Source organism: Lysinibacillus sp. A4, from assembly GCF_024919535.1.
Classification (GTDB): domain Bacteria; phylum Bacillota; class Bacilli; order Bacillales_A; family Planococcaceae; genus Lysinibacillus; species Lysinibacillus capsici.
Genome location: NZ_JANWTB010000009.1, coordinates 60,143 through 82,481 on the forward strand (window position 1 = coordinate 60,143; position 22,339 = coordinate 82,481).

The 22,339-nt window shown below is 37.4% G+C and carries 23 protein-coding genes; 13 read left to right on the plus strand and 10 right to left on the minus strand.

What is annotated here, in order from left to right; translation table 11 throughout:
• Positions 1–230 precede the first annotated feature (230 nt).
• Both NY607_RS17720 and NY607_RS17725 read left to right on the plus strand, forming a co-directional pair.
• Entirely contained in the window at positions 231–1,880 is a 1,650-nt protein-coding gene (locus NY607_RS17720) for an FAD-binding dehydrogenase (RefSeq protein WP_131521097.1), read from the plus strand.
• Between the two features lie 8 nt (positions 1,881–1,888).
• Positions 1,889–2,029, plus strand: coding sequence for a hypothetical protein (locus NY607_RS17725; protein WP_193767373.1), 141 nt, complete (start codon positions 1,889–1,891; stop codon positions 2,027–2,029).
• On the opposite strand, the gene trhO is transcribed toward NY607_RS17725, so the two are convergent.
• A complete protein-coding gene (gene trhO, locus NY607_RS17730; RefSeq protein WP_237898689.1) occupies positions 2,018–2,989 on the minus strand; it encodes an oxygen-dependent tRNA uridine(34) hydroxylase TrhO in 972 nt (323 codons plus the stop codon). The two genes, NY607_RS17725 and trhO, sit on opposite strands and share 12 nt — an antisense overlap.
• A gap of 137 nt (positions 2,990–3,126) precedes the next feature.
• On the opposite strand from trhO, the gene NY607_RS17735 reads away from it, so the two are divergent.
• The gene (locus tag NY607_RS17735) at positions 3,127–3,909 is read left to right on the plus strand and encodes an enoyl-CoA hydratase (protein WP_131521099.1); all 783 of its coding nucleotides are present in this window, start codon (positions 3,127–3,129) and stop codon (positions 3,907–3,909) included.
• Between the two features lie 52 nt (positions 3,910–3,961).
• Here NY607_RS17735 and NY607_RS17740 read toward each other — a convergent pair whose 3' ends face one another.
• Complete coding sequence (locus tag NY607_RS17740; protein ID WP_036075853.1) at positions 3,962–4,147, minus strand: YhzD family protein; 186 nt, start codon at positions 4,145–4,147, stop codon at positions 3,962–3,964.
• Positions 4,148–4,406: 259 nt separating this feature from the next.
• On the opposite strand from NY607_RS17740, the gene NY607_RS17745 reads away from it, so the two are divergent.
• From NY607_RS17745 to NY607_RS17760, 4 genes are all read left to right on the plus strand, one after another.
• Positions 4,407–5,621: a metallophosphoesterase family protein gene (locus NY607_RS17745; RefSeq protein WP_237898687.1), complete on the plus strand. Its 1,215-nt coding sequence runs from the start codon at positions 4,407–4,409 to the stop codon at positions 5,619–5,621.
• Between the two features lie 4 nt (positions 5,622–5,625).
• Positions 5,626–8,514, plus strand: coding sequence for an ATP-binding protein (locus NY607_RS17750; RefSeq protein ID WP_259420074.1), 2,889 nt, complete (start codon positions 5,626–5,628; stop codon positions 8,512–8,514).
• Positions 8,511–9,446, plus strand: coding sequence for a 3'-5' exoribonuclease YhaM (yhaM, locus tag NY607_RS17755; RefSeq protein WP_048391758.1), 936 nt, complete (start codon positions 8,511–8,513; stop codon positions 9,444–9,446). Before NY607_RS17750 ends, yhaM begins: the two co-directional genes overlap by 4 nt.
• A 165-nt stretch (positions 9,447–9,611) precedes the next feature.
• Entirely contained in the window at positions 9,612–10,916 is a 1,305-nt protein-coding gene (locus NY607_RS17760; RefSeq protein ID WP_259420076.1) for a methyl-accepting chemotaxis protein, read from the plus strand.
• 61 nt (positions 10,917–10,977) lie between these two features.
• Here NY607_RS17760 and NY607_RS17765 read toward each other — a convergent pair whose 3' ends face one another.
• Positions 10,978–11,958 carry a peptidylprolyl isomerase gene (locus NY607_RS17765; protein ID WP_131521103.1) on the minus strand — a complete coding sequence of 327 codons (981 nt, stop codon included), beginning with the start codon at positions 11,956–11,958 and terminating at the stop codon, positions 10,978–10,980.
• Between the two features lie 142 nt (positions 11,959–12,100).
• Between NY607_RS17765 and NY607_RS17770 the strand changes: the two genes are divergently transcribed.
• Positions 12,101–12,205: a YjcZ family sporulation protein gene (locus tag NY607_RS17770; RefSeq protein WP_004230765.1), complete on the plus strand. Its 105-nt coding sequence runs from the start codon at positions 12,101–12,103 to the stop codon at positions 12,203–12,205.
• Positions 12,206–12,451: 246 nt separating this feature from the next.
• Here the strand turns inward: NY607_RS17770 and NY607_RS24375 are convergent, their stop codons facing one another.
• The 6 genes from NY607_RS24375 to NY607_RS17800 form a co-directional block, all read right to left on the minus strand.
• Positions 12,452–12,637, minus strand: coding sequence for a hypothetical protein (locus tag NY607_RS24375; protein WP_008173337.1), 186 nt, complete (start codon positions 12,635–12,637; stop codon positions 12,452–12,454).
• A 70-nt stretch (positions 12,638–12,707) separates the two neighbouring features.
• Positions 12,708–13,253, minus strand: a complete 546-nt coding sequence (locus NY607_RS17780; protein ID WP_016992098.1) for a DUF3267 domain-containing protein — start codon at positions 13,251–13,253, stop codon at positions 12,708–12,710.
• A 205-nt stretch (positions 13,254–13,458) separates the two neighbouring features.
• Positions 13,459–14,019 carry an HTH-type transcriptional regulator Hpr gene (locus tag NY607_RS17785; protein WP_004230760.1) on the minus strand — a complete coding sequence of 187 codons (561 nt, stop codon included), beginning with the start codon at positions 14,017–14,019 and terminating at the stop codon, positions 13,459–13,461.
• Between the two features lie 157 nt (positions 14,020–14,176).
• Entirely contained in the window at positions 14,177–14,572 is a 396-nt protein-coding gene (locus NY607_RS17790; RefSeq protein ID WP_131521104.1) for a YtxH domain-containing protein, read from the minus strand.
• A gap of 134 nt (positions 14,573–14,706) precedes the next feature.
• A complete protein-coding gene (locus NY607_RS17795) occupies positions 14,707–15,243 on the minus strand; it encodes a tryptophan transporter (RefSeq protein ID WP_259420077.1) in 537 nt (178 codons plus the stop codon).
• Positions 15,244–15,391: 148 nt separating this feature from the next.
• Positions 15,392–15,805 carry an HIT family protein gene (locus NY607_RS17800; RefSeq protein ID WP_259420078.1) on the minus strand — a complete coding sequence of 138 codons (414 nt, stop codon included), beginning with the start codon at positions 15,803–15,805 and terminating at the stop codon, positions 15,392–15,394.
• 104 nt (positions 15,806–15,909) lie between these two features.
• Here NY607_RS17800 and NY607_RS17805 point away from each other — a divergent pair, with 104 nt between their 5' ends.
• Positions 15,910–16,659, plus strand: a complete 750-nt coding sequence (locus tag NY607_RS17805; protein ID WP_131521106.1) for an ABC transporter ATP-binding protein — start codon at positions 15,910–15,912, stop codon at positions 16,657–16,659.
• Positions 16,643–17,824, plus strand: a complete 1,182-nt coding sequence (locus NY607_RS17810; RefSeq protein ID WP_237898681.1) for an ABC transporter permease — start codon at positions 16,643–16,645, stop codon at positions 17,822–17,824. Before NY607_RS17805 ends, NY607_RS17810 begins: the two co-directional genes overlap by 17 nt.
• 70 nt (positions 17,825–17,894) lie before the next feature.
• Here NY607_RS17810 and NY607_RS17815 read toward each other — a convergent pair whose 3' ends face one another.
• Complete coding sequence (locus NY607_RS17815; protein WP_237898679.1) at positions 17,895–18,410, minus strand: antibiotic biosynthesis monooxygenase family protein; 516 nt, start codon at positions 18,408–18,410, stop codon at positions 17,895–17,897.
• A 233-nt stretch (positions 18,411–18,643) separates the two neighbouring features.
• On the opposite strand from NY607_RS17815, the gene hemE reads away from it, so the two are divergent.
• The 3 genes from hemE (at position 18,644) to hemY (ending at position 22,205) form a co-directional block, all read left to right on the plus strand.
• Positions 18,644–19,693, plus strand: coding sequence for a uroporphyrinogen decarboxylase (gene hemE, locus NY607_RS17820; RefSeq protein WP_131521109.1), 1,050 nt, complete (start codon positions 18,644–18,646; stop codon positions 19,691–19,693).
• A 155-nt stretch (positions 19,694–19,848) separates the two neighbouring features.
• Complete coding sequence (gene hemH, locus NY607_RS17825) at positions 19,849–20,769, plus strand: ferrochelatase (RefSeq protein WP_259420079.1); 921 nt, start codon at positions 19,849–19,851, stop codon at positions 20,767–20,769.
• 14 nt (positions 20,770–20,783) lie between these two features.
• On the plus strand, positions 20,784–22,205 hold the full coding sequence (gene hemY, locus NY607_RS17830; protein WP_237898678.1) for a protoporphyrinogen oxidase: 1,422 nt from the start codon (positions 20,784–20,786) through the stop codon (positions 22,203–22,205).
• The last annotated feature ends 134 nt before the right edge of the window (positions 22,206–22,339 follow it).

The window sequence follows — 22,339 nt, forward strand, 5'->3', positions numbered from 1 at the left end:
GATATTTGAAAAGTCCGATAGTATCAGGTTTCTGTGTAGTTTTAGCATGAAAAATTATATGGGAATTAAATGGAATAAAATAGAGGGTTTATGCTAATTATCCACGGATTTGTTCTAAGAAAGCGAACGTTTTTGTTTGTCACATTTTAGACAAAAATATAAAAAGTAGAAGGTAAACAGACTGTGAGAGAAGAATGTTAGTTAAGGATGATTGATTTGGGGGTGTAAGAATGAAGTACGATGTTGCAATAGTCGGTGCTGGTCTTGCAGGATTAGTCGCAGCTTGTGAATTAATAGATGCAAAGAAAAAAGTGCTTTTAGTAGATCAAGAGCCTGAAAATTCAATCGGAGGACAGGCTTATTGGTCTTTTGGAGGAATATTTTTAGTAAATTCTCCAGAGCAACGAAGGCTTGGAATTAAAGATAGTAAGGAGCTTGCTTGGCAGGATTGGCAAGGAACTGCAGGCTTTGATCGTTTAGAAGATGAGGATTCTTGGGCATATAAATGGGCAAGAGCATATGTCGATTTTGCTGCAGGTGAAAAATACGACTGGTTAAAGTCAAAAGGTATAAAGTTTTTCCCTGTTGTTGGATGGGCAGAGCGGGGAGGTTCGTTGGCAGGAGGGCATGGCAATTCAGTACCTAGATTTCATATTGTCTGGGGAACAGGCCCTGGCATTGTAAAACCATTTGTAGATAAAGTAAAACAGGCTATGAGAGAAGGATTCATTGACTTCAAGCCAAGGCATCGTGTGGATGAATTTGTGCAGCAAGAAGGGAAGATTATAGGAGTTAGCGGAACGGTGCTAGCTGAAACCTTTATTAATCGAGGTGAAAAAAGTTCGAGATTAGGAATCGGTGAATTTTCCTACGAAGCGAAAGCTGTGATTGTGGCAAGTGGTGGTATTGGGGCAAATTTTGATTTAGTGAGAAAAAATTGGCCTGCTCGATTAGGAATCCCTCCAAAAAATATGGTATGTGGTGTACCAGCTTACGTTGACGGAAGAATGCTAGAGATCACGGAACATGCTGGGGGTCGCATTGTAAACCGTGATCGCATGTGGCATTACACAGAGGGTTTAAGAAATTGGGATCCAATATGGCCCAACCATGGAATTCGGATATTGCCTGGTCCCTCCTCCCTGTGGTTTGACGCAGAGGGGAATCGTTTTCATGCACCCAACTTTCCAGGGTTTGATACACTTAGTACGTTAGAGGCGATTCAAAAAACAGGTTATGACTATTCCTGGTTTATTTTAACGGAGAAAATTATTGAGAAAGAATTTGCTTTATCTGGCTCGGAGCAAAACCCAGATTTAACAAACAAAAGCATTGGCGATGTTCTAAAACGCATTTTACCAGGCCCACCTGCTCCTATCCAAGCTTTTAAAAATCACGGAGAGGATTTTGTGATTGCACATGATCTAAAGGAACTTGTAGATGGAATGAATAAACTTGCTGGGAATGAGCTACTTGATTTCATGAAGATTAAAGAGCAAATCTTGGCAAGAGATCGGGAAATGGACAATAAGTTTACCAAGGATTTGCAAGTAAACGCTATTCATGGAGCAAGAAATTATATTGGGGATAAATGGGTGCGTGTTGCCAAGCCACATAAAATTTTAGATACCAAAAATTGGCCTTTAATTGCTGTTCGCTTAAACATTCTAACAAGGAAAACTTTAGGTGGCTTACAAACAAATTTAAATGGCGCTGTTTTGGGCATGGACGGTCAGCCAATTCCTGGGTTATATGCAGCGGGTGAAGTAAGTGGTTTCGGTGGCGGTGGCGTCCATGGTTACCGCGCTTTAGAAGGGACATTTGTTGGTGGTTGTTTATTTAGTGGACGTCAGGTAGGACGCTATTTAGGACAAGGATAAGGTGCATAATGAAGAGCATCGTCTTGATGAACGATGCTCTTTTTAAATGGATTGATAATGCTGAAGTGGATCACTATGCTGAAGTTTTGAGCAGAAATCCAACAGCGATGCTCACCTTGATTAAATTATGGAATAGATTAGCAATTTGATTGTTGGACCTCTGCAATCTTAGCAATTTGTTCTTCAACCTGTTCCTTTGTCCAATTGTTTTCCTCCACGAAAAAGTTGCGTTCGGCACGGCGACAATCATCTGAACAGCTTCGCATGTAAAAAGCCTCATGTTTTTCTTCACAAAGCATTAATTTATGACACGCTGGATTTGCACAATTTGTATATCGTTCAGAAGGCTCACCAGTGAAATAATCCTTCCCAACAATGACATGTTCCACCTGATTAATCGGTACACTTCGACGACGGTCAAAAACAAACATTTGACCATCCCATAATTGACCTTTCACTTCAGGATCTTTCGCATATGTAGCAATACCGCCGTGTAATTGACCTACGCTCTTACCAAAGCCCTCGCGTTTTAGCCAACCAGAGAATTTTTCACAGCGAATACCACCTGTACAATAAGTTAAGATTTTTTTATCTGCAAAATCTCCTTTATGTGCCTCCATCCAAGCAGGTAGGTCGCGGAAGTTTTCGATATCTGGTCGAACAGCACCTCGGAAATGACCGAGATCATATTCATAGTCATTACGGGCATCGATGATTACTGTGTTGTCATCTTGCATCTGTTCCATAAATTCTTTAGGTGTTAAATAATCACCTGTGATTTCTAACGGATTGATATCTTGTTCTAAACCGAGGTGAACAATTTCTCGACGAGGACGTACATGCATTTTTCTAAAGGTATGCCCTTCAGCCTCATCAATTTTCCACATCATATCGCTAAAACGAGCATCTGCCTTCATATGGTTCATGTAAGCATCTGTTTGCTCAATAGTACCTGATACAGTTCCGTTAATACCTTCGTAACCTACTAAAATACGACCAAGAAGCCCTATCTCTTTACACAATGCTAAATGTTCTTCTGCGAACGCTTCAGGATCTTCAATCGTAATATATTTATAATAAAGTAATACACGATAGTCTTTTTTTGTCAAAATACATTACCACCTTATCTCGATATTCGTCCTTTAATATAGCATAACAGGAGCAATTTTGCTCAGAGAGAAGGAGTTTTCTAAAAAAACACGAATTATACATAGTGAATGACTATTCATATTTGGGGGTTATAGAAATGGAATTTTCAACGATTACTTTAGAAAAATTAGAGCGTCGTGCAACGTTAACGTTGAATCGTCCACAGGCGATGAATGCAATGGATGATGTCATGATGCGTGAACTTGCAGAATGCTTCGAGGCACTACAACAGGAAAAAGATATTCAGGTGCTTGTTATTCGTGGGGAAGGAAAGGTCTTTTCTGCGGGTGGTGATATAAAAGCAATGCTAGATGAAAGCAAACCACTGAATATTGATGAGGCAATGGTTTATCTGACACGTATCGTGAAGGCATATTATCAGCTACCAATGATTGTGATTGCAGCGGTTCATGGTGCATCAGCAGGTTTAGGATTTAGTCTAACACTAGGGGCAGATATTATTGTAGCCTGTGAAAATAGTAAACTTGCTATGAATTTCATTGGAATTGGACTGATTCCAGATGGGGGCGGTCATTTCTTCATGAAGGAGCGTGTAGGTACTGTTAAAGCGAAACAAATGATATGGGAGGGAAAGGTATTAACAGCAAAAGAAGCATTAGATGCAGGGTTAATTGATTATATTGCACCAGAGGGCACTGTATTTGCAATGGCAGATCAGGTGGTGGGGAAAATGCTTGCATCCCCGATTTCTTCCATGATTACAACGAAAAAAATTCTACATGCACAAAATATACCACAACTAGAAAATATCTTAGCATTAGAGGCTGAGGGCCAGTCTGCAATGCGTAAAACAACAGATCATGTCGAGGGCATTCATGCATTTGTAGAGAAAAGAACGCCTGTCTTTGTAGGCAAATAAAAATAATAAAAGGCGCGTAGCAAACCATTGACTACGTGCCTTTTATTAGCCACTAAACATGGAATAAAATTAATTTACCAGAAGCGTTTACAAGACGATGAGTTTTATCGGCAACACCTTTTTCCTCAATTTGTTGTTGTCCATTTAGTTTAGCAGCCTCATCATTTTCAAAAGTCCAAGTTTCATCAAACAATGTTTCCCCTGTTTTTTCAAAAGCTGTAAAACGATAATTCTCCATACAGACCCCACCCTTTTACTTGAATATATTTCTATTATACATAGAAGATTTATAAACTTCACGGTAAAACTAGTGAATTTATTGATAAATTACGAAAATTGTGGAAAAAGTAAGGCAATGTTGTTTTTTTGCGTAATAGCATTTTTCATCATACATGAATTATGATAAAATAGAACAAATATTCGGTTTTGATTAATCAGCATATTATTACTTTGGTTTTGCACTAAAGAGAGAATTATCTACTATTTGAGGTGATTGGATGTCAGCAATTCGTTTTTTCCATATGGCAGATTTACATTTAGATAGTCCATTTAAGGGCTTATTTGGTCTCCCCGAACCCATTTTAAAGAAAATACGGTCAAGCACTTTTGAAGCGTTTGATAAAATTATCCTTAAAGCGATTCAGGAAAAACCTGATTTTTTACTAATTGTTGGGGATATTTATGATGGTGAAAATCGTAGCTTGCAAGCACAACGAAGATTTCAAGATGCAATGGAGAAGCTTTTTCAACACAATATTCCTGTCATTGTAAGCTACGGAAATCATGATCATTTAAATGGCACATGGACACGCTTTTCTTTACCAAGTAATGTCTATGAATTACCCGCTGAAACGAGTGTAGTTCAATTAAAAATACGGGGTCAACAAGTGAATATTTATGGTTTTAGTTATCCTGAACGTCATTTAAAGGAATCCGTTATTGAAAGCTATCCAATTGCACATGATCAGCATGCTATACATATTGGTATGCTTCATGGCAGTGAGGCAGGCAATACGACACATGATGTGTATGCTCCTTTTACAAAGCAACAGTTACTTGAAAAGAACTATCATTATTGGGCGCTTGGCCATATTCATAAAAGACAGCTTTTACATCAAAACCCTCCAATTGTTTATCCAGGCAATATTCAAAGTCGACATCGTAAAGAACAAGGAATGAAAGGCTTTTATGATGTGACGTTATCCAAAACATCGACTGAGCTTGATTTTATCTCTACTTCTACAGTTGTTTATAGCACCATTGAGGTGGATTGTACGAATGTGGTACACGCCAATGAATTATTGAAGAGATGTGCAGAAGCTATTACAGCCAATAGGAAGAAATATGGCGCATCGGTAGTAGAGCTTCATTTGCAACATATTGACGAACAAACGGAAGCTTTATTTGAGCATGCAACAGTAGATGCTTGGTTAGAGACTATTCGAGAGGCAGAGGAAGGTATTGAGCCAATGTGTTGGGTACAAAAAATGGTGTTGCAAAAGACATCGAGATTTTTTGAGCATACAGCAACAACTCAATCCGTTGTGAGCTTGATGGAGCAATGGGACAGCAATGAATGGAAGGATATTCTAAAGGATTTGTACCAGTATGCTGGTGGTGCGAGGTTAATAGAGCCACTTAGTGAAAAGGAAATTGAGAACTTAACCAATCGTGCACAGACATTATTAGCTGAAGAAATTCAAAGGGCGTGATTACATGCTGACAATACAGAAAATCCAAATATATGGCTTTGGTAAGCATGAAAATATCTCCATTTCGTTAAATGATGGTGTCACTATTTTTTATGGATTAAATGAAGCAGGAAAAACGACGATTCAGCAGTTTATACTACAAATGCTTTTTGGTTTCCCAACAAGGCAGCAGATACAGCGCAAATATGAGCCGAAAATTTCAACGAAATATGGAGGTCAGCTGACACTTTTGCACCCAGTTTATGGGCAATGTACAGTTGAACGTGTGAAAGGAAAGGCTGCTGGTGATGTTACTGTCTACCTAGAGGATGGAACAACGGGGCATGAGGCGTTGTTAGTAAAGCTTTTATATGGTTATTCTAGGGCATCCTTTGAAGCCATTTTTTCTTTTTCATTGCATGAACTACAAGGTATTGAAAAAATGTCTGAAGAGGAGCTAACCCATTTGCTACTTGCCTCTGGTACAACAGGTATTCAGTATCTATCCACCCTTGAAAAGAAAATGGATAAAGAGGCTAGTGAGCTGTTTAAAAAGACAGGTAAAGTGCCATTGATTAATCAAAAAATTGAACAATTAAAGCAACTTGAGCGGACGATTAAACAGGAACAGGGGAAGATTCAAACCTTTGAGGATAAATTACAGCAATTACAATTACTTGAGCAAAAGTTGGAACAGCTATTTGGTACGCAAAAACGGCAACAGCAACAATGGCAGCAATTAACTGTTCAAAAGCAAGCACTCCCTCTTCTCAAGCAGCAACAGACGTTGCAACAGACAATGACCAATTTTCAACATGTTCAGTTTCCTTCAGAGGGTATCAGACGATATGAGCAAGTAAAGGATCGTCTGTTACATGAAAGCCAACAACTGATGCAATTAAAGGAGCAGCATCAAACATTGCAGGAGAAAATACTTGCTACAGTGGATGAGCAAAAGGTTAATGAAATGGCTTACCTTATGCAAAAGGAAGCAACATGGCATCAGCTAATAGTGAAAGAGCAAAATCTTCAGGATGATCTATTTTTGCTCGAACAAGAAATTGAAGCACAGTTTCGTTTACTAGGTGTAACAGAGAAAGAAGCACAAGAAAATCTTTTGAACGAAACAGTTTCACTCCAACAGGAGCAACAATTTCAGCTTCAATTAAGTAAATTAGAGGAGGCGGAGGAAGAGCTAAAATTTCATCTACGTTCACTAGAGCAAGTACACCTAGAATTAGATGCAATAGCCAAACAGAAACAACAGCTAATGGATGAGTCATTAACAAGTGAGGAAGAACATATTTTAGCACAATGGCCTCAACAAAAGCGAAGGCTTGAGCAATTACGTGCTGCCAAATCGCAACGAAGTAAGCAGAAGAAGCCTCATGACTTTATCTGGCTTGTACTACTGATTGGCTTCATGTCATTTGCTTATGGTGTATTTGAAAAAAACATAATTGTAATCCTAATTGGAGCAGTTTTATCATTGCTAACCTTTTTGTTTATTCGATATGTTAAGCAAGCAGATGAACCTACTAATAAAGAGCACAGCATCCTCCTACGGGAGTTAGAGCAAGAGGAATTGACAGTACAAGCAGTTCTTATAAAGAAGCAAAGATATGAAGATCGCTTGTTACACATCAAGGAACAGCAGAAAGAGAAGGAGCAGCAATATACTTCTCTTGAATATAAAATTCAACTAACGGAGGTGGAGAGTGAAGAAGCCACTCAAACACTCCAGCATTTTTTAAAGCGTTATCGCTTACAAGGAACGATAGCCAGATCGCTAATGCCCGAATTATTTATGCGTATTCGTGGTGTACAAGAATTAGCAGCTAAAAGAAACAGTACCTCAAGTCTGTTGCAAGAAACGCAGGTAGAAAAGAACAGCATTTATGAGCAGCTTCAGCGGGTTTTAGATGGAGCCTATGATGAACATGAAATTTATATGCATTTACGAACAGCCTACCTTGAAGCACAACAGCAACAGCAGCAAGCACAGCATGCAAAAGATCAGCTAGCCAGCGTCCAAATAAAAATAGAAGGTGGACAATCAAGAATGGATCGTTATACTGCTGAAATGTACGAGCTATTCAAAGAAGCAAAGATCCAAAATGAACAGGCTTATTATGAAATGCATGAGCAATTTGAACAGAGAAGAAAAATTGAGACAGAATTGCAAACCGTCCAGGCTCAATTATCTTCACTAGATCTTCAACAGAAGGAAAATCTGATTGAGAACTCTGTTAGCGAACGCATATTTGCTTTGGAACAAGAGCAGCAATCATTGCAACTAGAAATTGATCAATGTCTGGAACAACGTGCTGCTTTGCTTATGGAAAAAGAACAGCTATTAAATGATGAAAAGTATGGTCAATTACTTCAACAGTTTGAGCAGGAGAAAACAGAATTGCAGCAGTTAATTGAGCAGTGGGCAACTAGAAAAGCGGTGGCGACAGCTATTCATGAAACCCTATTCCGTCTTCGTGAAGAAAAATTACCTCATGTCCTTGAAGAGGTAAATGCTGTATTCCGTTTACTAACAGGAGGAAACTATGACAAACTTTCGATTCATGAGGATGGTTACTTTGTAGCACAGGATGCTGCAGGAATACGTTATCAAATGGTGGAGTTGTCACAGGCTACCAAAGAGCAAGCTTATATTGCATTGCGAATGGCTCTAGCAAAAACCCTAGTGAGTGCTGCTCCATTTCCAATGATTATGGACGATCCTTTTGTCCATTTTGATCGAAACCGCACAGACAAAATGGTACAATTAATGAAAGAAGTAGGATATGAACGTCAAATTTTGTATTTTACTTGTCATGACACAATGCTCAACTATTGGAAGAAAGAGCAGATTGTCGATATAGGAGCATTAGCAAATGAAAGGGGAGTGGCGTCAACATGAAAGGGATTACGACGCTCCAAGTTGGAGAAGTAGTTGATCAATTTTTATTAATAAAACAAGCGACAAAAGGGGTTACAACCGTTGGAAAGCCATTTATGTCGCTAATATTACAAGATAAGAGTGGGGATATAGAGGCAAAGCTATGGGACACGAATGAGGATCATGAAAAGATGTACCATGCGGAAGCCATTGTACGTGTTGGCGGAGAGATTCATGACTATAGAGGAAAGAATCAATTGCGTATTAAATCTATCCGTGTTGCTAAGCCAGAGGAAGGAATTGCTATTCATGATTTAGTGCCTTCCTCTGCAACACCAAAAGAACAACTATATGAAGAATTAACGCAATTTTTCTTTGACATTAAAAACCCTAATATCTCACGAATTACAAGAGCAGCAATTAAAAAACATCAAGAGGCTATTTTAGTTTTTCCAGCAGCGACTAAAAATCATCATGACTATGCGTCAGGTTTATTAGATCATATGGTCTCCATGCTCAAACTAGGTAAAGCCATTGCTGATCTATATCCAACATTAAATCGTGACTTATTATATGCTGGGATTATTTTACATGATGTAGGCAAGGTTGTAGAGTTATCAGGCCCAGTTGCCACAATGTATACAGTGGAGGGCAATTTATTAGGTCATATTACGATTATGGTAAATGAAATTGCTAAGATTGCTAGTGAGCTTGAAATTGAAGGTGAGGAAGTCATGCTGTTACAACATATGGTATTGTCTCACCATGGGAAAGAAGAGTGGGGTAGCCCAAAAAAACCTATGATTCAGGAAGCGGAAATTTTGCATTATATCGATAACATTGATGCAAAGATGAATATGTTAACAAGGGCGTTAGGTAAAACGACACCAGGGGAATTTACAGAGAGACTCTTCCCTCTTGATAATCGTTCATTCTATAAGCCTACTATTTAAACAGCAGTATCAATCAGCCCTTAAACTGACGTTACTGTCTAGCTATTCGTTATTAATTTCTCTGAGTCTAAATATTCATAAATTCAATTGTAGTGCCTAACTATTGTACCAATGGGAATATTTAATTTAGAATAGAGAGAGAAATTATAGGAATGGGGAAAAGTAATGGATACAGAGGGACTTTTTTCACGAAAAATTAAGTTTTGGAAAAGTTTAATTTTCAAAATGATACTAGCTATCGGCATAAGTTTATTTATTAGCTCCCATATTTCAGAATTTGTTAGTCGTCAATTCGAGAAGGTAGTGCATTTGAATGGAAGTGCTGGGGTTGCCATTAATACATTTATTTCGTTATTTATTGGCACGGTAATTATTTCGTTATGTACAAGGTATATTGTCTTAAGGCGTGTAAAGCGTGTGTTAAATGCTATGACCCAAGCTGCAGATGGCGATTTAACTGTTCGCATTGACGATCGATTAAAAGATGAAATTGGTCAATTATCAACTGAATTTAATCATATGCTAGAACAAATTGGGACGGTCATTGAAAAGGCGAATAAAGCATCGACAGATGTATCAACCTTTACAAAGGAATTTACAACGATTACCGAGCAAAGTAGTCAAACAGTTGAAACTATTTCTAGTGCCATTGGGGAGATTGCCTCCAGTGCAGAAGGACAACTAAGGCAAATGGATTTATTATCTGAATCACAACATTTAATTACTAAAGATATGGATCATGCATCCTCTGCTGTACAGGAAATGGCCTCAATAGCAAATGAAACAAACCAAAAGGCTGATTTAGGATTACAGTTAATTGAACAAACGATTGAAAAAATGAATACCATAAATGAATCTGTTCATCAGTCAACCGCAGTTGTGAATGCTTTAGGTGAAAAATCAAAGGAAATCAGTACGATTGTAGCGTTGATTACAAGTATTACAGATCAAACAAACTTGCTTGCATTAAATGCATCTATTGAAGCAGCTCGTGCAGGAGAGGCTGGAAAAGGCTTTGCAGTAGTAGCAGATGAAGTAAGAAAGCTAGCAGAGGAATCTGGGAAGGCTGCACATAATATTCGATCATTGGTGGATGATATCTTAAACCAAACCTCCAGTGCTGTTTATGCTATTAATAGTGGGACGCAATTTGTGGAGGAAGGTCGTGAATCAGTTGAACAGACAGGCGATACCTTTAAAAATATAGTCGTATATTTGCAACAGATAAGTCATCGTACAATGGAAGTAAAGGATATTGTCTTGCGTGTCAATGAGAAAGCAAGTCAAACAAATGAGGCTGTAAAAGAAGTCGTTGGCATAGCGAATGGCACATCTTCGGGCATACAGCATATTGCTTTATCTATTGAGCAACAAAGTGCTTCTAATGAGGAAATAGCAAGTGCTGCAAATGTTCTTCAAACAATGTCAAATGACCTGCAAACTGAAATTAGCCAATTTAAAGTAAAATAGAGTAAAAAAGAGAAGCATCTGATGTATCAGGTGCTTCTCTTTTTGTTACACTAGACTCTAATTATTTAGATTCCTTGTCAGTATCTTCTGCTTTATCTTCAGAATCCTCTTTTGGCGCATTTTCTTCAGCTTTTTTAGCTGCTTCTTCAGCTGCTTTTGCTTGTTCTTCACTTGTTGTTGTAAAGAATTTAAGCGGTTCTTTTAAATCTTTATCAGATGTTTTCACATCGGCATCTTTAGCCATTTTAGCAACGATATCTTTAAGAATCGTTTGAGCTTCACCAGTTTGGTTCAGTTTACTTAACATAGTTGAACGAATGTTTTCTTCTTCGTCTTTAAATGAACCAACACCTTTTACATCACGCTTGTCCGTAATTTCAATTACATGGTAACCAAAGCTAGATTTTACTGGCTCACTTAATGTATTTACTTCAAGAGCATAAGCAGCATCGTTAAATTCGTCTACCATTGAACCTACAGAGAACCATCCAAGCTCTCCACCTTTTTGAGCAGAGCCAGTATCTGTTGAGTACTCTTTTGCAACGTCCTCAAACTTAGCGCCACCCTTAATTTTTTCAATTACTTCTTTTGCTGTTTTTTCATCTGCTACTAAAATATGACGACCATTTAATTCTGTTTTCATTTGCTCGTAGTATTTTTTCACATCTTCTTCTTTAATGGCTTGATCTTTCAAAGCTTTCTCTTGAAGAAGTTGAACACGTAAAGAATCTTTAAAGCCCTGTTCTGTTAAGCCACTTTCAGCAAGCGCTTGTGTAAAGCCATCACCAAATTGTGATGCAGTTGTGTCATACGCTTCTTTGATTTCTTTATCTGTTACTTCATATTTGTCAGCTAAAACTTTTTCAGTCACCATTTGCTGCATTACATATGAGCCTGTTAAAGCTTTTGCCTTTTCATTAAAATCAGCTACTGAAATATCGCCCACTTTAGAAGTAACGATTGCTTTGCTATCTCCGCCGCTACAAGCACCAAGCGCTAATACAGACGCAGCTAAAGTTAAAGATAAAACTGTCTTTTTCATAGTGGATATTCTCTCCTAACATGGTTTCGTCCATTTTTTACTATAACATAAACGTTTTAAAAACAAAATGGTTCCCCCTTGAGTATTGCCTATATTTCAAATTTTGAAGCGCATAGGATATAGAAAGAAAGGGGGTGAAGTTATGGGCAACGGAGGATACGGTGGCGGTGGCTACGGCTCAGGCTTTGCTTTATTAGTTGTGTTATTTATTTTATTAATTATCGTTGGTGCAGCGTTCCTATACTAATTAATAAAACAGCGAAAAGCTAAGAGCATCAACTCTTAGCTTTTCTTAACAATGTTAGACATTCGCGCCGCATGCCTTAGGTTCTAAACAATTTATTTGATTAGTAAAAGTTGTTGCATGGGGGGCTCGACTTATCTTCGAGCGTGCGGACGGGCGCGGATGGTGCACTTTTTTAAAAAAGGGCCTTTTCAAAAAAAGCCCCAAAAAATTAGATTCCATTACGCCGAGGCGTAATGGATTTTTCTGTTAAACTGCATATAAAATTTCAATGTAGAATGAGACAAGTAGGATAGTAATAAGTATATTTATAGTTCGGAATATTTTTGGTTGGTTTTCTTCGGGAATTTCACGTCGCATGCATAGAGCATATGTCATGCGGTTAATTTGAAATAAATAGAATACCGAGAATAGAACTACAATCATTAATAGCAAGTCTATTCCTCCCCTCTTTCAATAGTAATAGCATAACAAAGAACGTCAATAAAAAACAAGTACAAGCCATTTAGTGAACGGTCGGTGGAACTAAAATTTCATAGCCTTTAGGTGTTTCCTCTATTTGTGAATTTTTAGGTGAATTCAAGAGATACTTTACGTAAAGGATATCAATCAGGCACAGACTACAGTGATAGGCTAACAGCAATGTCCCATAATGGGTATAGGCTGGTAAAAGCCATGTTCCAACTATAATACTAGTATTTAGAACGATAAAAGGCGTAAGTAATGCTAAGATGTATCGATTTTTAGATAATGGCTCTCGAATTCGCATGTGTAAAACAGGAATTATATAAAACTGACTACGTACACGTAATTTTAAATGTTGGCGTAAATCAAATAGGGCCACAAAGTGCAAAAATTTGTGAATGGGATAAAGTGTTAGCACAGCTATCACAAAGAGCCAGAATAGTCGATCTGTATAATGCTCTTCATTAAATAAATTAAACGTTACATACGAAACAGAAAAGACCAATAAAAAAGTAATGACACCCATTATAATAATACGCGTAGTACCGTAATGATGTTCTAAATTTAAAATTTTCCAGCAATGCATGGTTTTTTATCAACTCCGAATAGGAAGTGTCCTATTTAATGTAAATTGAATTATGTTAGAATGCAAGAAAAAGGAGGTACTTCAGAAATATTTCTGAAATACCTCCTTTCACATGACTCATTCCTGAATGAACAGTAGTATAACTCATTTTTGTTCAACTTATAAATAATTGCAGGAAAAATTATGTGCAGTTTGAAGCTTCGTCTTATCCTTTTACAGGTGTGCGTTCTTCTAGTGTGTCAAAGGAATCACGGAAATGTTGGAAGGAGCGTTCGAAAATATCGATGAAATCTTCACCATAGATATTACGAATAACAGCCATTACATCTAAAAAATCAGGGAAACGGCCATATAAATCTTTTAATGCTAATGATCCTTCCAGTACGGAATGATACGTATTATGGTAGTTTTTATTCATCTCTATAATGAGCTCTGTGCCAGCTTCTGTAAGTTCAACATACGTATTACGTTTATCGTCATCACGCTTGGAAAACTTGAGAAAGCCACGCTCTTCTAATTTTTTGGAGAAATTAAATGCTGTAGAAACATGCATCACGCCAAATTTCGCAACATCAGAAATGGAAGCGCCTTTTAAATGGTATGAAATCCATAAAATATGGTGTTCATTAATATTTAAATCATAAGGTTTAATCCATTGTTGCCAATCCTTTTCAACCGCTTTCCACAGCGCTTTTGATAACTGTGCGATTCTTTGACTATAAAGCATCGCTTCTTTTTGTGTATATAATTCCTCTGACAAAGCCATCACCTACTGCTTTCTTTCACATTTTTAAAAATATTATAGCAGTAAAGGAAAAAAGTTTAAAGTTAGAAAAATTAAAAAATTGAAAAGTGGCTAAAAAATAATATTATAGCAATAGTTTTTGATAAAAATACAGATTATCTAACTATCGATAAGGACTTTAGTCGCTAACTTTTTCTTGAGGTTTTTTCTTATTTTCTGTAATTTGTGCAATGTTTTTCTCGATTTCGCTTATCGAATTCTGTAAAGCATCTAATTCTTGTTGTAAATTATTTTTCGTTGGTTCGATTTCTTCAGTAAAAGTCGTAATTGTTTGCTTTAAATCATTTATTATTTGTGGGATATTATTTTTTACTTCAATTGTCAATGTATTAACAGATTGTTTAACAGTTCCTACTTGTTGTTTTACATCAAGGAGCATACCCTTTGTTTGGTCAACATTTTGTTTAACAGAAGCACGTAGCTGTTGCCCAGATTGTGGCGTGGAGAAAAGCACAGCGATTGTCCCCCCGATAATTCCTGTAGTTAGTCCAAGTAAAAATGGTTTTGCTTTCATATTAGATACCTCATTTCTAGTCATGTTTATTTACTATTAAACCATGAAATGCACCAATACAAAAAGAAAAAAGAAACTAAACGAATGATTTGACCTTCACAGTTTAGTTTCTTTTGATTATTTAAAATGTTTACTTATGAAATTTGAGAAATAGCTGAATTGAATTTAGAGCGCTTCACTAATTTTGAAACAATTGGGTAAATAACGGCAAACGCAACAACGTTAAATACGACAGCTGGAAGGACAACGCCAATAAATAGCATCGCAAACGTCGCGCCAACATTTGCATTAAATACAAAAAGCGCTACTGCTAAGAAAACAGTTCCTGAAAGAATTGTTCCCAAGCCAACTAATACAACAGATACGGCGAAATGACCTGCCAGTTTTTTGAGAATGATTAAAGCAGCTAAAAATACAAAACCAGTAACAGCTTTATCAATAATATTTGGAACTAGACCTGCTGGGAATGTTGTAAATAAACCTGAAAGCACCCCTGTTGAAAGAGAAAGTAGGAACGTTTCTTTCACTGTTGGGAATAACAGAATACCAATAAACATCATGGTTAACATAAAATCAGGCTTCATCCCATTCACCATTCCTGGTGTAACCACATAAAGTGCAGCACCGACACCAACTAATAGTGCCATTAATACTAAATTCTTTGTATTCATTTGAATCTCTCCTCGACTATGCTAATCTATTTGTCTCCTAACGTGTCCTCTTGACCGCTAGCGAAACTTATTTGTGATTGTACGCTAAATTTTTAAAATTTGCAATACAGTATTCTGAACATTCAGATGTTAAAATATTACAAATGGCTTATAGATTGGCTTTAATACTTTCTGCTACTTCTGTCAACTGCTCTGGTGAGTACTTTTGTGTTTGCCAAATTAAGCCTAGCCCTTCTTTTTCATCGTAACGCGGAATAAAATGTAAGTGGTAGTGGAAAACAGTTTGTCCAGCAGCAGCACCGTTGTTATTAATGGTATTCAAACCAATGGGCTGAAATGCTGCTTTAATAGCATTTGCAATTTTTGGCGCTACAGCATATAGATTACGCGCAACTTCCTCTGGCATTTCAAATAGATCTTGGCAGTGATGTTTTGGAATTAATAGTGTATGGCCCTTTGCAACAGGTGAAATGTCTGTGAATGCATAGACATGATCGTCTTCGTAAATTTTTGTACTTGGAATAGAACCATCGATAATTTTGCAAAATAGGCAATCGCTCATAAGAATTTCCCCCTTAACGTATATGTAAGTACATTCTATCATACTCAAACCTGTATCATTTGCTAATTTTTGATAATATATAATACAAGAAGAGGAGTGAGAATATGTCAGTATTAGAGGTACAGCGTGTAACAGGTGGTTATACAAGAAAACCTGTTATTAAAGATCTATCTTTTACGATTGGAAAAGGTGAACTAGTTGGCTTAATTGGCTTAAATGGAGCTGGTAAAAGTACAACGATTAAACATATTATAGGAACAATGTTGCCAAAGGAAGGTGACATTCGTCTAAATGGTGTAACATTAAAGGAAGATACGGACAAGTATCGTACAGCTTTTTCTTATATTCCTGAAACCCCTGTATTGTACGATGAGCTAACATTAAGAGAGCATTTAGAATTAACAGCAATGGCTTACGGTATTGACAAAGCAACACTGGATGCTCGTTCTGAGGTACTGTTAAAAGAGTTTCGAATGGAGAAAAGATTAAATTGGTTCCCTTCACATTTTTCGAAGGGAATGCGTCAAAAAGTTATGATTATGTGTGCCTTTTTAGTGAATCCAAGTCTATATATTATTGATGAACCTTTTGTGGGATTGGATCCACTAGGTATTCAATCGTTATTAGACCAAATGGATGAAAAGAAAAAAGAAGGCGCTTCTATATTAATGTCTACACATATTCTATCGACAGCTGAAAAGTATTGTGATCGCATTATCTTATTGCATGAAGGAAAAGTTCGAGCACAAGGAACAATGGCTGATTTACGTCAATCATTTGCTATGCCGAATGCGACATTAGATGACCTCTATATTGCTATGACAAAGGAGCGGGACCATGAAGAACTTGCGTGATGTATGGTCCTCTCGCTTCATGCATTATATAGGAGAAGTACAAAAATATATGCAATTTATTTTTACAGGGCATATAGCCATCGTACTTGTATTTCTAATAGGAGCAGGGGGCTATCAATATAGCGAATGGCTGAAAGTTGTTCAAACAGACTTTCCAGCAGAAGTCCTGATAGCTGTTATCATAGGGATTTTATTGGCCTTTAGCCGTCCGACTACATTGTTGAGAGAGCCAGATCAAGTATACTTATTACCTTTAGAATCAAAGATGTCTTTGTACTTCAGCAAGGCGTTGGCTTGGACGTTTTGGTCTCAAGTGTGGATTGTAGCGATTGTCTATATTGTTAGTATCCCTTTATTAAAAGCCGTGACTGAATTAACAACGGTCGAAATATGGACAATATTTTTACTTACTATTGTGTTGAAATATCTAAGTGTTCGAGGAGAATTCAGCTATCGTTATAGTGAACGAGGGCAGATGGTTTGGGTAGATAGGTTTATCCGAGCTGTCATTTTTGCGGCTGCTGTTTATATGGGGCTTCATGCGCAGTTGTTATTAGCAGTAATCGCGACAGTTATTAGTGTTGTTTATTTGATGGTCTTTAGTAAAAAATCAGTTGGCGAACCAGTGCCGTATGAGCATTTTGTCAAGCTTGAACAGAATCGTATGATGAGCTTCTATCGTTTTGCAAATTATTTTACAGACGTACCTCATTTACACGGTAGCATTCGACGTCGAAGCTGGATGGACTGGCTCTATAAATTTGTACCATACGGTCAGGGAAATGCTCAAAAGTACCTGGTATTTCGTACCTTTATTCGGACAGATGACCATTTCTATTTATGGGTACGCCTTACTGCTATATCAGCAATCATTGCGGCATTTGTAGATATTCCTGTCGTTACATGGATTGTAGCGGGTGCACTCAGCTTTGCGACAACTATTCAGTTAAAACAAGCTCTGTTAGCCAGTGGCGAATTTCGAATGGACATGCTCTATCCGTTACCAGATCATGCTCGTCAACTAGCTGTGAAGCAAATTGTGCGTTTAGCCATGATTACACAAGCTATTGTTGTGGGCTTATGTGCTATGACACAACCAATGTTTTATATTGCCTTCATCATTGTTATGATGATTAGTGAATTAACGTCGAAGGTTTCAAAGTAGAATAAAATACTAAAAAGCTCATTTACCAATGATATTGTTGGATAAATGAGCTTTTAATTATTTAAATTTATTATGAATCTTCTTCTTTCGGTATAGCACTATAGGTAGTTACATAAGAAGCTGATGAGAAGATATTTTGCTGGCGTATCCCAGTTGAATCATCTCTTCTAGCATGGGCAGTTTCATAGGCTTTAGAACTCTTCCATGCCTCAAATGAATGGGGTCCATGCCATTGAGTCATGACAATGTAAGTATCACTCTTGATAGGCCTTAATAAACGGAAGGCAACAAAGCCAGGCTCGTTTTCAATAGCGCGTGAACGTTCTAAAAAGCGATGCTCGAAAACTGGTCTTCCTTCATCTGTTACAGGAATATTATTGAAAACAAAGAAACCATGTTCCTCTAAATCATTTACTGAATCTAGCACTTCAAATTTACGGGGTGTCGCAAATACTGTTTTTCCTTCTGTTTCATGTATCAGTACAGAGTTACCTTCGCCATGAATTAAAATCATATGTTCATTAGGATACTTATTTTTTACCTGTTCCAAAAAATCGCCAGTACCAGAAGTTAAATAAATATACATGAATTTATCCTCCTTATGAATCTTACTAATATAGCGTGATTATACCCTTTCTGGCGTAAGTCTAACGCTCCGTTCAAAAAGAATATGCCTAGAAAGAACAATTTTATGACATTTCACTAGGAAAACTATACAATAACAGAGGAAGCGTTTACTATTGGAAACGGATATCAATAATAAAGGAATAAACATGCGATTTTTTATAGTAAGAATTTATTGAGGGGAAGGAACTATTCATGACAACTTTTAATGATACACTTCTACGTGCTGCACGTGGAGAAAGGACCGCTCATACACCAGTTTGGTATATGCGTCAGGCAGGACGTTCTCAGCCAGAATACCGTGCCATTAAAGAAAAGTATTCCTTAGAGGAAATTACACATCAACCTGAGCTATGTGCGTATGTCACTCGTCTACCTGTAGAAAATTACAATGTAGATGCTGCTATTTTATATAAAGATATTGTCACACCTCTCCCTGGAATTGGGATAGATGTGAAAATCAAGGCAGGTGTTGGTCCTGTTATTTCAAATCCTATTCGTTCAGTAGCGGATGTAGAAAAACTAGGTGAATTCAATGCTAAAGAGCATACACCATTTGTATTAGAGACAATCAAATTACTTGCAGAAGAGCAATTAAATGTACCTCTAATCGGTTTTGCTGGAGCCCCATTCACACTTGCAAGCTACATGATTGAAGGTGGACCTTCAAGAAACTATAATAAAACAAAATCATTTATGGTATCAGAACCTCAAGCTTGGTTTGCTTTAATGGATAAACTTGCTGACATGATTATTGCAGATGTAACGGCTCAAATTAAAGCTGGTGCAAAAGCTATCCAAGTATTCGATTCATGGGTTGGAGCCCTAAATGTAGAGGATTACCGTGTATTTATTAAACCGATTATGACTCGTATTTTTGCAGAGTTGCAAAAAGAAAATGTACCATTAATTCAATTTGGAGTGGGTGCTAGCCATTTAGCAAGGGAATGGAATGATTTACCGATAGATGTTGTGGGCTTAGATTGGCGTTTACCGATTAAAGACGCACGTGCCAATGGTATTACCAAGCCTGTACAAGGAAACTTAGATCCATCTCTATTACTTGCAGATTGGTCAGTGATTGAGAAACGAACGAAAGATATTATTGATCAAGGTCTAGAAATGCCAGGTCATATCTTTAATCTTGGTCATGGTGTTTTCCCAGAGGTTGACCCAGATGTCTTAAAACGTCTTACAACGCTTATTCATGAATATAGTGCTCAACAAATTCAAGCTCGTTCTTAATAGAAGACAATCAGGCGTGAATCATATGACCTTTTCTATATAGGAAATTTTTATTTCAATGTAGAAAAGGGGCTGTCCAACAAGCCAGATTGGGCAGCTTCTTTTTATCACATAATGTATGAAAACATAAAACAATTTTAGAGGTGAAAAGGGTAATGAAAGAAGTTAAAGGCTTATTAGTAATGGCATACGGCACACCTTATAAAGAAGAAGATATTGAACCTTACTATACGCATATTCGTCATGGACGTAAACCTTCTGCAGAGCATTTAGAAGATTTACGTAGCCGCTATGAAGCAATCGGTGGTTTATCCCCATTAGCTGCGGCAACACAAGCACAAGCTGAAGAATTATGTACACGTTTGAACGAAGTACAGGATGCTGTAGAATATAAATTGTTTATTGGTTTAAAACATATTCATCCATTTATAGAAGATGCAGTAGAGCAAATGGTGGAGGAGGGCATAAAAGAAGCGGTTTCTATTGTTTTAGCTCCTCATTTCTCTACTTTCTCAATTAAGTCTTATAATGGTCGTGCTGAAGAGGCTGCAGGAGGTCGCTTAAAGATAACTTCTGTGGAATCTTGGTATGACGAGCCAAAATTCATAGAATACTGGAAACAACAAGTGAATGAGACATTCAATGCAATGTCAGAAGAAGAACGTGAGACAGCTTGTCTAGTTGTATCAGCACATTCATTGCCTGAAAAAATTAAAAACTTAGGTGATCCATATGAAGATCAACTAATTGAAACAGCTCGTCTTATTCAAGCTGCGACTGGTTTAAAAAATGTAGAGGTTGGCTGGCAATCAGCAGGCCAAACCCCAGAGCCTTGGATTGGTCCAGATGTTCAAGACTTAACACGTGAGCTATTCGAAGAAAAAGGCTTCCGTTCATTTGTTTATACACCAGTAGGTTTCGTAACAGAGCATTTAGAAGTGTTGTATGACAACGATTATGAATGTAAAGTTGTTTGTGATGAACTTGGTGCAAAATACTATCGTCCAGCGATGCCAAATACACATCCTTTATTTATTGATGCGATGGTAGAGGCGATTCATAAAAAATTAAGCTAAGCGAAAAGAAAGTGATGATGTTGGTGACTCAGAAAAGACGAAAGGTAGTTGTCATAGGCGGTGGCATTACAGGCCTTACAGCTGCGTTCTATATGCAAAAAGAAGCAAGCGCAAAAGAATTGCCATTAGATATCGTACTTGTCGAGTCGTCATTACGTCTTGGCGGAAAAATTCAAACTCTAAGAAAAGATGGATTCATTATTGAGCGTGGGCCAGAATCTTTTTTTGATCGTGAAAACTATGTCAATGCTTTAGCGAAGGATCTCGGGATCGAACAGAAACTATTAACAAGTAATGCGGGTCCAAACTATGTTGCTGTTGGTAGTCAGTTATATCCAATACCTAGTCATCTCCTATCTGGAGAGACACCACATATCTCTTCATTCATAACTTCTGGCCTGTTCTCACTTAGTGGTAAAGTTCGTGCGGCGGGGGACTTTTTCATTCCTCGTTCTACACAGGATGACGATCAACCATTAGGCGCTTTTTTTAGAAGAAGATTTGGTGCAGAGATTGTGGAAAATCTAGTAGAGCCCCTACTAGCGGGTACATTTGCAGGGGATATTGAGCAATTAAGTATGAGTTCAACCTTCCCGCAGCTTTATAGTTTAGAACAACAATATCGTAGTTTGCTGATTGGTATGAAGAAGTCAGGCACGAATTTCTTAAGCAATCATCACATAGCTGAAAATAAAGGTATCTTTCAAACCTTTAGCAATGGCCTTGAAACACTTATCGAAAGTATTGAAGAATCCCTACTTCCGGGGACAGTGATGAAGGGTGTCAAAGTAGAGGAAATTGAGCATGGTAAGGATGGTTCAGTTCAGGTGATGCTCAATAATTTTTCGCATATTAAAGCAGATGCTGTTATTATTGCTACCCCCTTTAATATGGCTGAAAAAATGTTTAGTAAGTTAAGTCTATTACATGAATTGGGCACTATGAAGGCTGCAACTATTGCAACCGTTACAATGGCCTTTAAAAAGGAACAACTCGGTGATTTAGATGCACTTTCTTTTTATGTCTCTCGAAATAGTGATTTTTCAATTACTTCCTGCACTTGGATGAATCGAAAATGGCCAGGTACTTCACCAGAGGATTATGTATTATTACGTAGTTATATTGGTCGAGTGGGTGACGAAGCAATTGTGGCGTTATCGGATACGGAGATCGAAAAAACCGTGCTACAGGATTTAAAGAAAACGATTGGTATCGATGGAGCACCGATCACAACTGTTGTAACACGTTGGAAAAATGCGATGCCACAATATACAGTTGGGCACGAGGCGAAAGTCCTTCGTATCAAGCAAGAATTACAAGAACATTTTCCAACTGTAAAGCTTGCAGGAAGCTCGTTTGAAGGAATATCAATTCCAGAATGTGTACAACAAGGTAAACAGGTTGCGAATGAAGTATTAATGGAAATGTTCAAGTAATGCAAATCAGATAGTACAAACATTTATTATTAATGTTTGTACTATTTTTTATATTGTTACATGAAAAAGAAATAGCAAACCACAAAATAGTGGTTTGCTATTTCTACTAAGAGCTGTATTGCTGATTAATGTCC

Excerpts from the sequence above, each read along its gene's own strand:
- NY607_RS17720 (WP_131521097.1), top strand. The coding sequence starts at position 231 with ATGAAGTACGATGTTGCAATAGTCGGTGCTGGTCTTGCAGGATTAGTC.
- NY607_RS17725 (WP_193767373.1), top strand. The coding sequence starts at position 1,889 with ATGAAGAGCATCGTCTTGATGAACGATGCTCTTTTTAAATGGATTGAT.
- NY607_RS17735 (WP_131521099.1), top strand. The coding sequence starts at position 3,127 with ATGGAATTTTCAACGATTACTTTAGAAAAATTAGAGCGTCGTGCAACG.
- NY607_RS17740 (WP_036075853.1), bottom strand. The coding sequence starts at position 4,147 with ATGGAGAATTATCGTTTTACAGCTTTTGAAAAAACAGGGGAAACATTG.
- NY607_RS17745 (WP_237898687.1), top strand. The coding sequence starts at position 4,407 with ATGTCAGCAATTCGTTTTTTCCATATGGCAGATTTACATTTAGATAGT.
- NY607_RS17750 (WP_259420074.1), top strand. The coding sequence starts at position 5,626 with ATGCTGACAATACAGAAAATCCAAATATATGGCTTTGGTAAGCATGAA.
- yhaM (WP_048391758.1), top strand. The coding sequence starts at position 8,511 with ATGAAAGGGATTACGACGCTCCAAGTTGGAGAAGTAGTTGATCAATTT.
- NY607_RS17760 (WP_259420076.1), top strand. The coding sequence starts at position 9,612 with ATGGATACAGAGGGACTTTTTTCACGAAAAATTAAGTTTTGGAAAAGT.
- NY607_RS17765 (WP_131521103.1), bottom strand. The coding sequence starts at position 11,958 with ATGAAAAAGACAGTTTTATCTTTAACTTTAGCTGCGTCTGTATTAGCG.
- NY607_RS17770 (WP_004230765.1), top strand. The coding sequence starts at position 12,101 with ATGGGCAACGGAGGATACGGTGGCGGTGGCTACGGCTCAGGCTTTGCT.
- NY607_RS17780 (WP_016992098.1), bottom strand. The coding sequence starts at position 13,253 with ATGCATTGCTGGAAAATTTTAAATTTAGAACATCATTACGGTACTACG.
- NY607_RS17785 (WP_004230760.1), bottom strand. The coding sequence starts at position 14,019 with ATGGCTTTGTCAGAGGAATTATATACACAAAAAGAAGCGATGCTTTAT.
- NY607_RS17790 (WP_131521104.1), bottom strand. The coding sequence starts at position 14,572 with ATGAAAGCAAAACCATTTTTACTTGGACTAACTACAGGAATTATCGGG.
- NY607_RS17795 (WP_259420077.1), bottom strand. The coding sequence starts at position 15,243 with ATGAATACAAAGAATTTAGTATTAATGGCACTATTAGTTGGTGTCGGT.
- NY607_RS17800 (WP_259420078.1), bottom strand. The coding sequence starts at position 15,805 with ATGAGCGATTGCCTATTTTGCAAAATTATCGATGGTTCTATTCCAAGT.
- NY607_RS17805 (WP_131521106.1), top strand. The coding sequence starts at position 15,910 with ATGTCAGTATTAGAGGTACAGCGTGTAACAGGTGGTTATACAAGAAAA.
- NY607_RS17810 (WP_237898681.1), top strand. The coding sequence starts at position 16,643 with ATGAAGAACTTGCGTGATGTATGGTCCTCTCGCTTCATGCATTATATA.
- NY607_RS17815 (WP_237898679.1), bottom strand. The coding sequence starts at position 18,410 with ATGTATATTTATTTAACTTCTGGTACTGGCGATTTTTTGGAACAGGTA.
- hemE (WP_131521109.1), top strand. The coding sequence starts at position 18,644 with ATGACAACTTTTAATGATACACTTCTACGTGCTGCACGTGGAGAAAGG.
- hemH (WP_259420079.1), top strand. The coding sequence starts at position 19,849 with ATGAAAGAAGTTAAAGGCTTATTAGTAATGGCATACGGCACACCTTAT.
- hemY (WP_237898678.1), top strand. The coding sequence starts at position 20,784 with ATGATGTTGGTGACTCAGAAAAGACGAAAGGTAGTTGTCATAGGCGGT.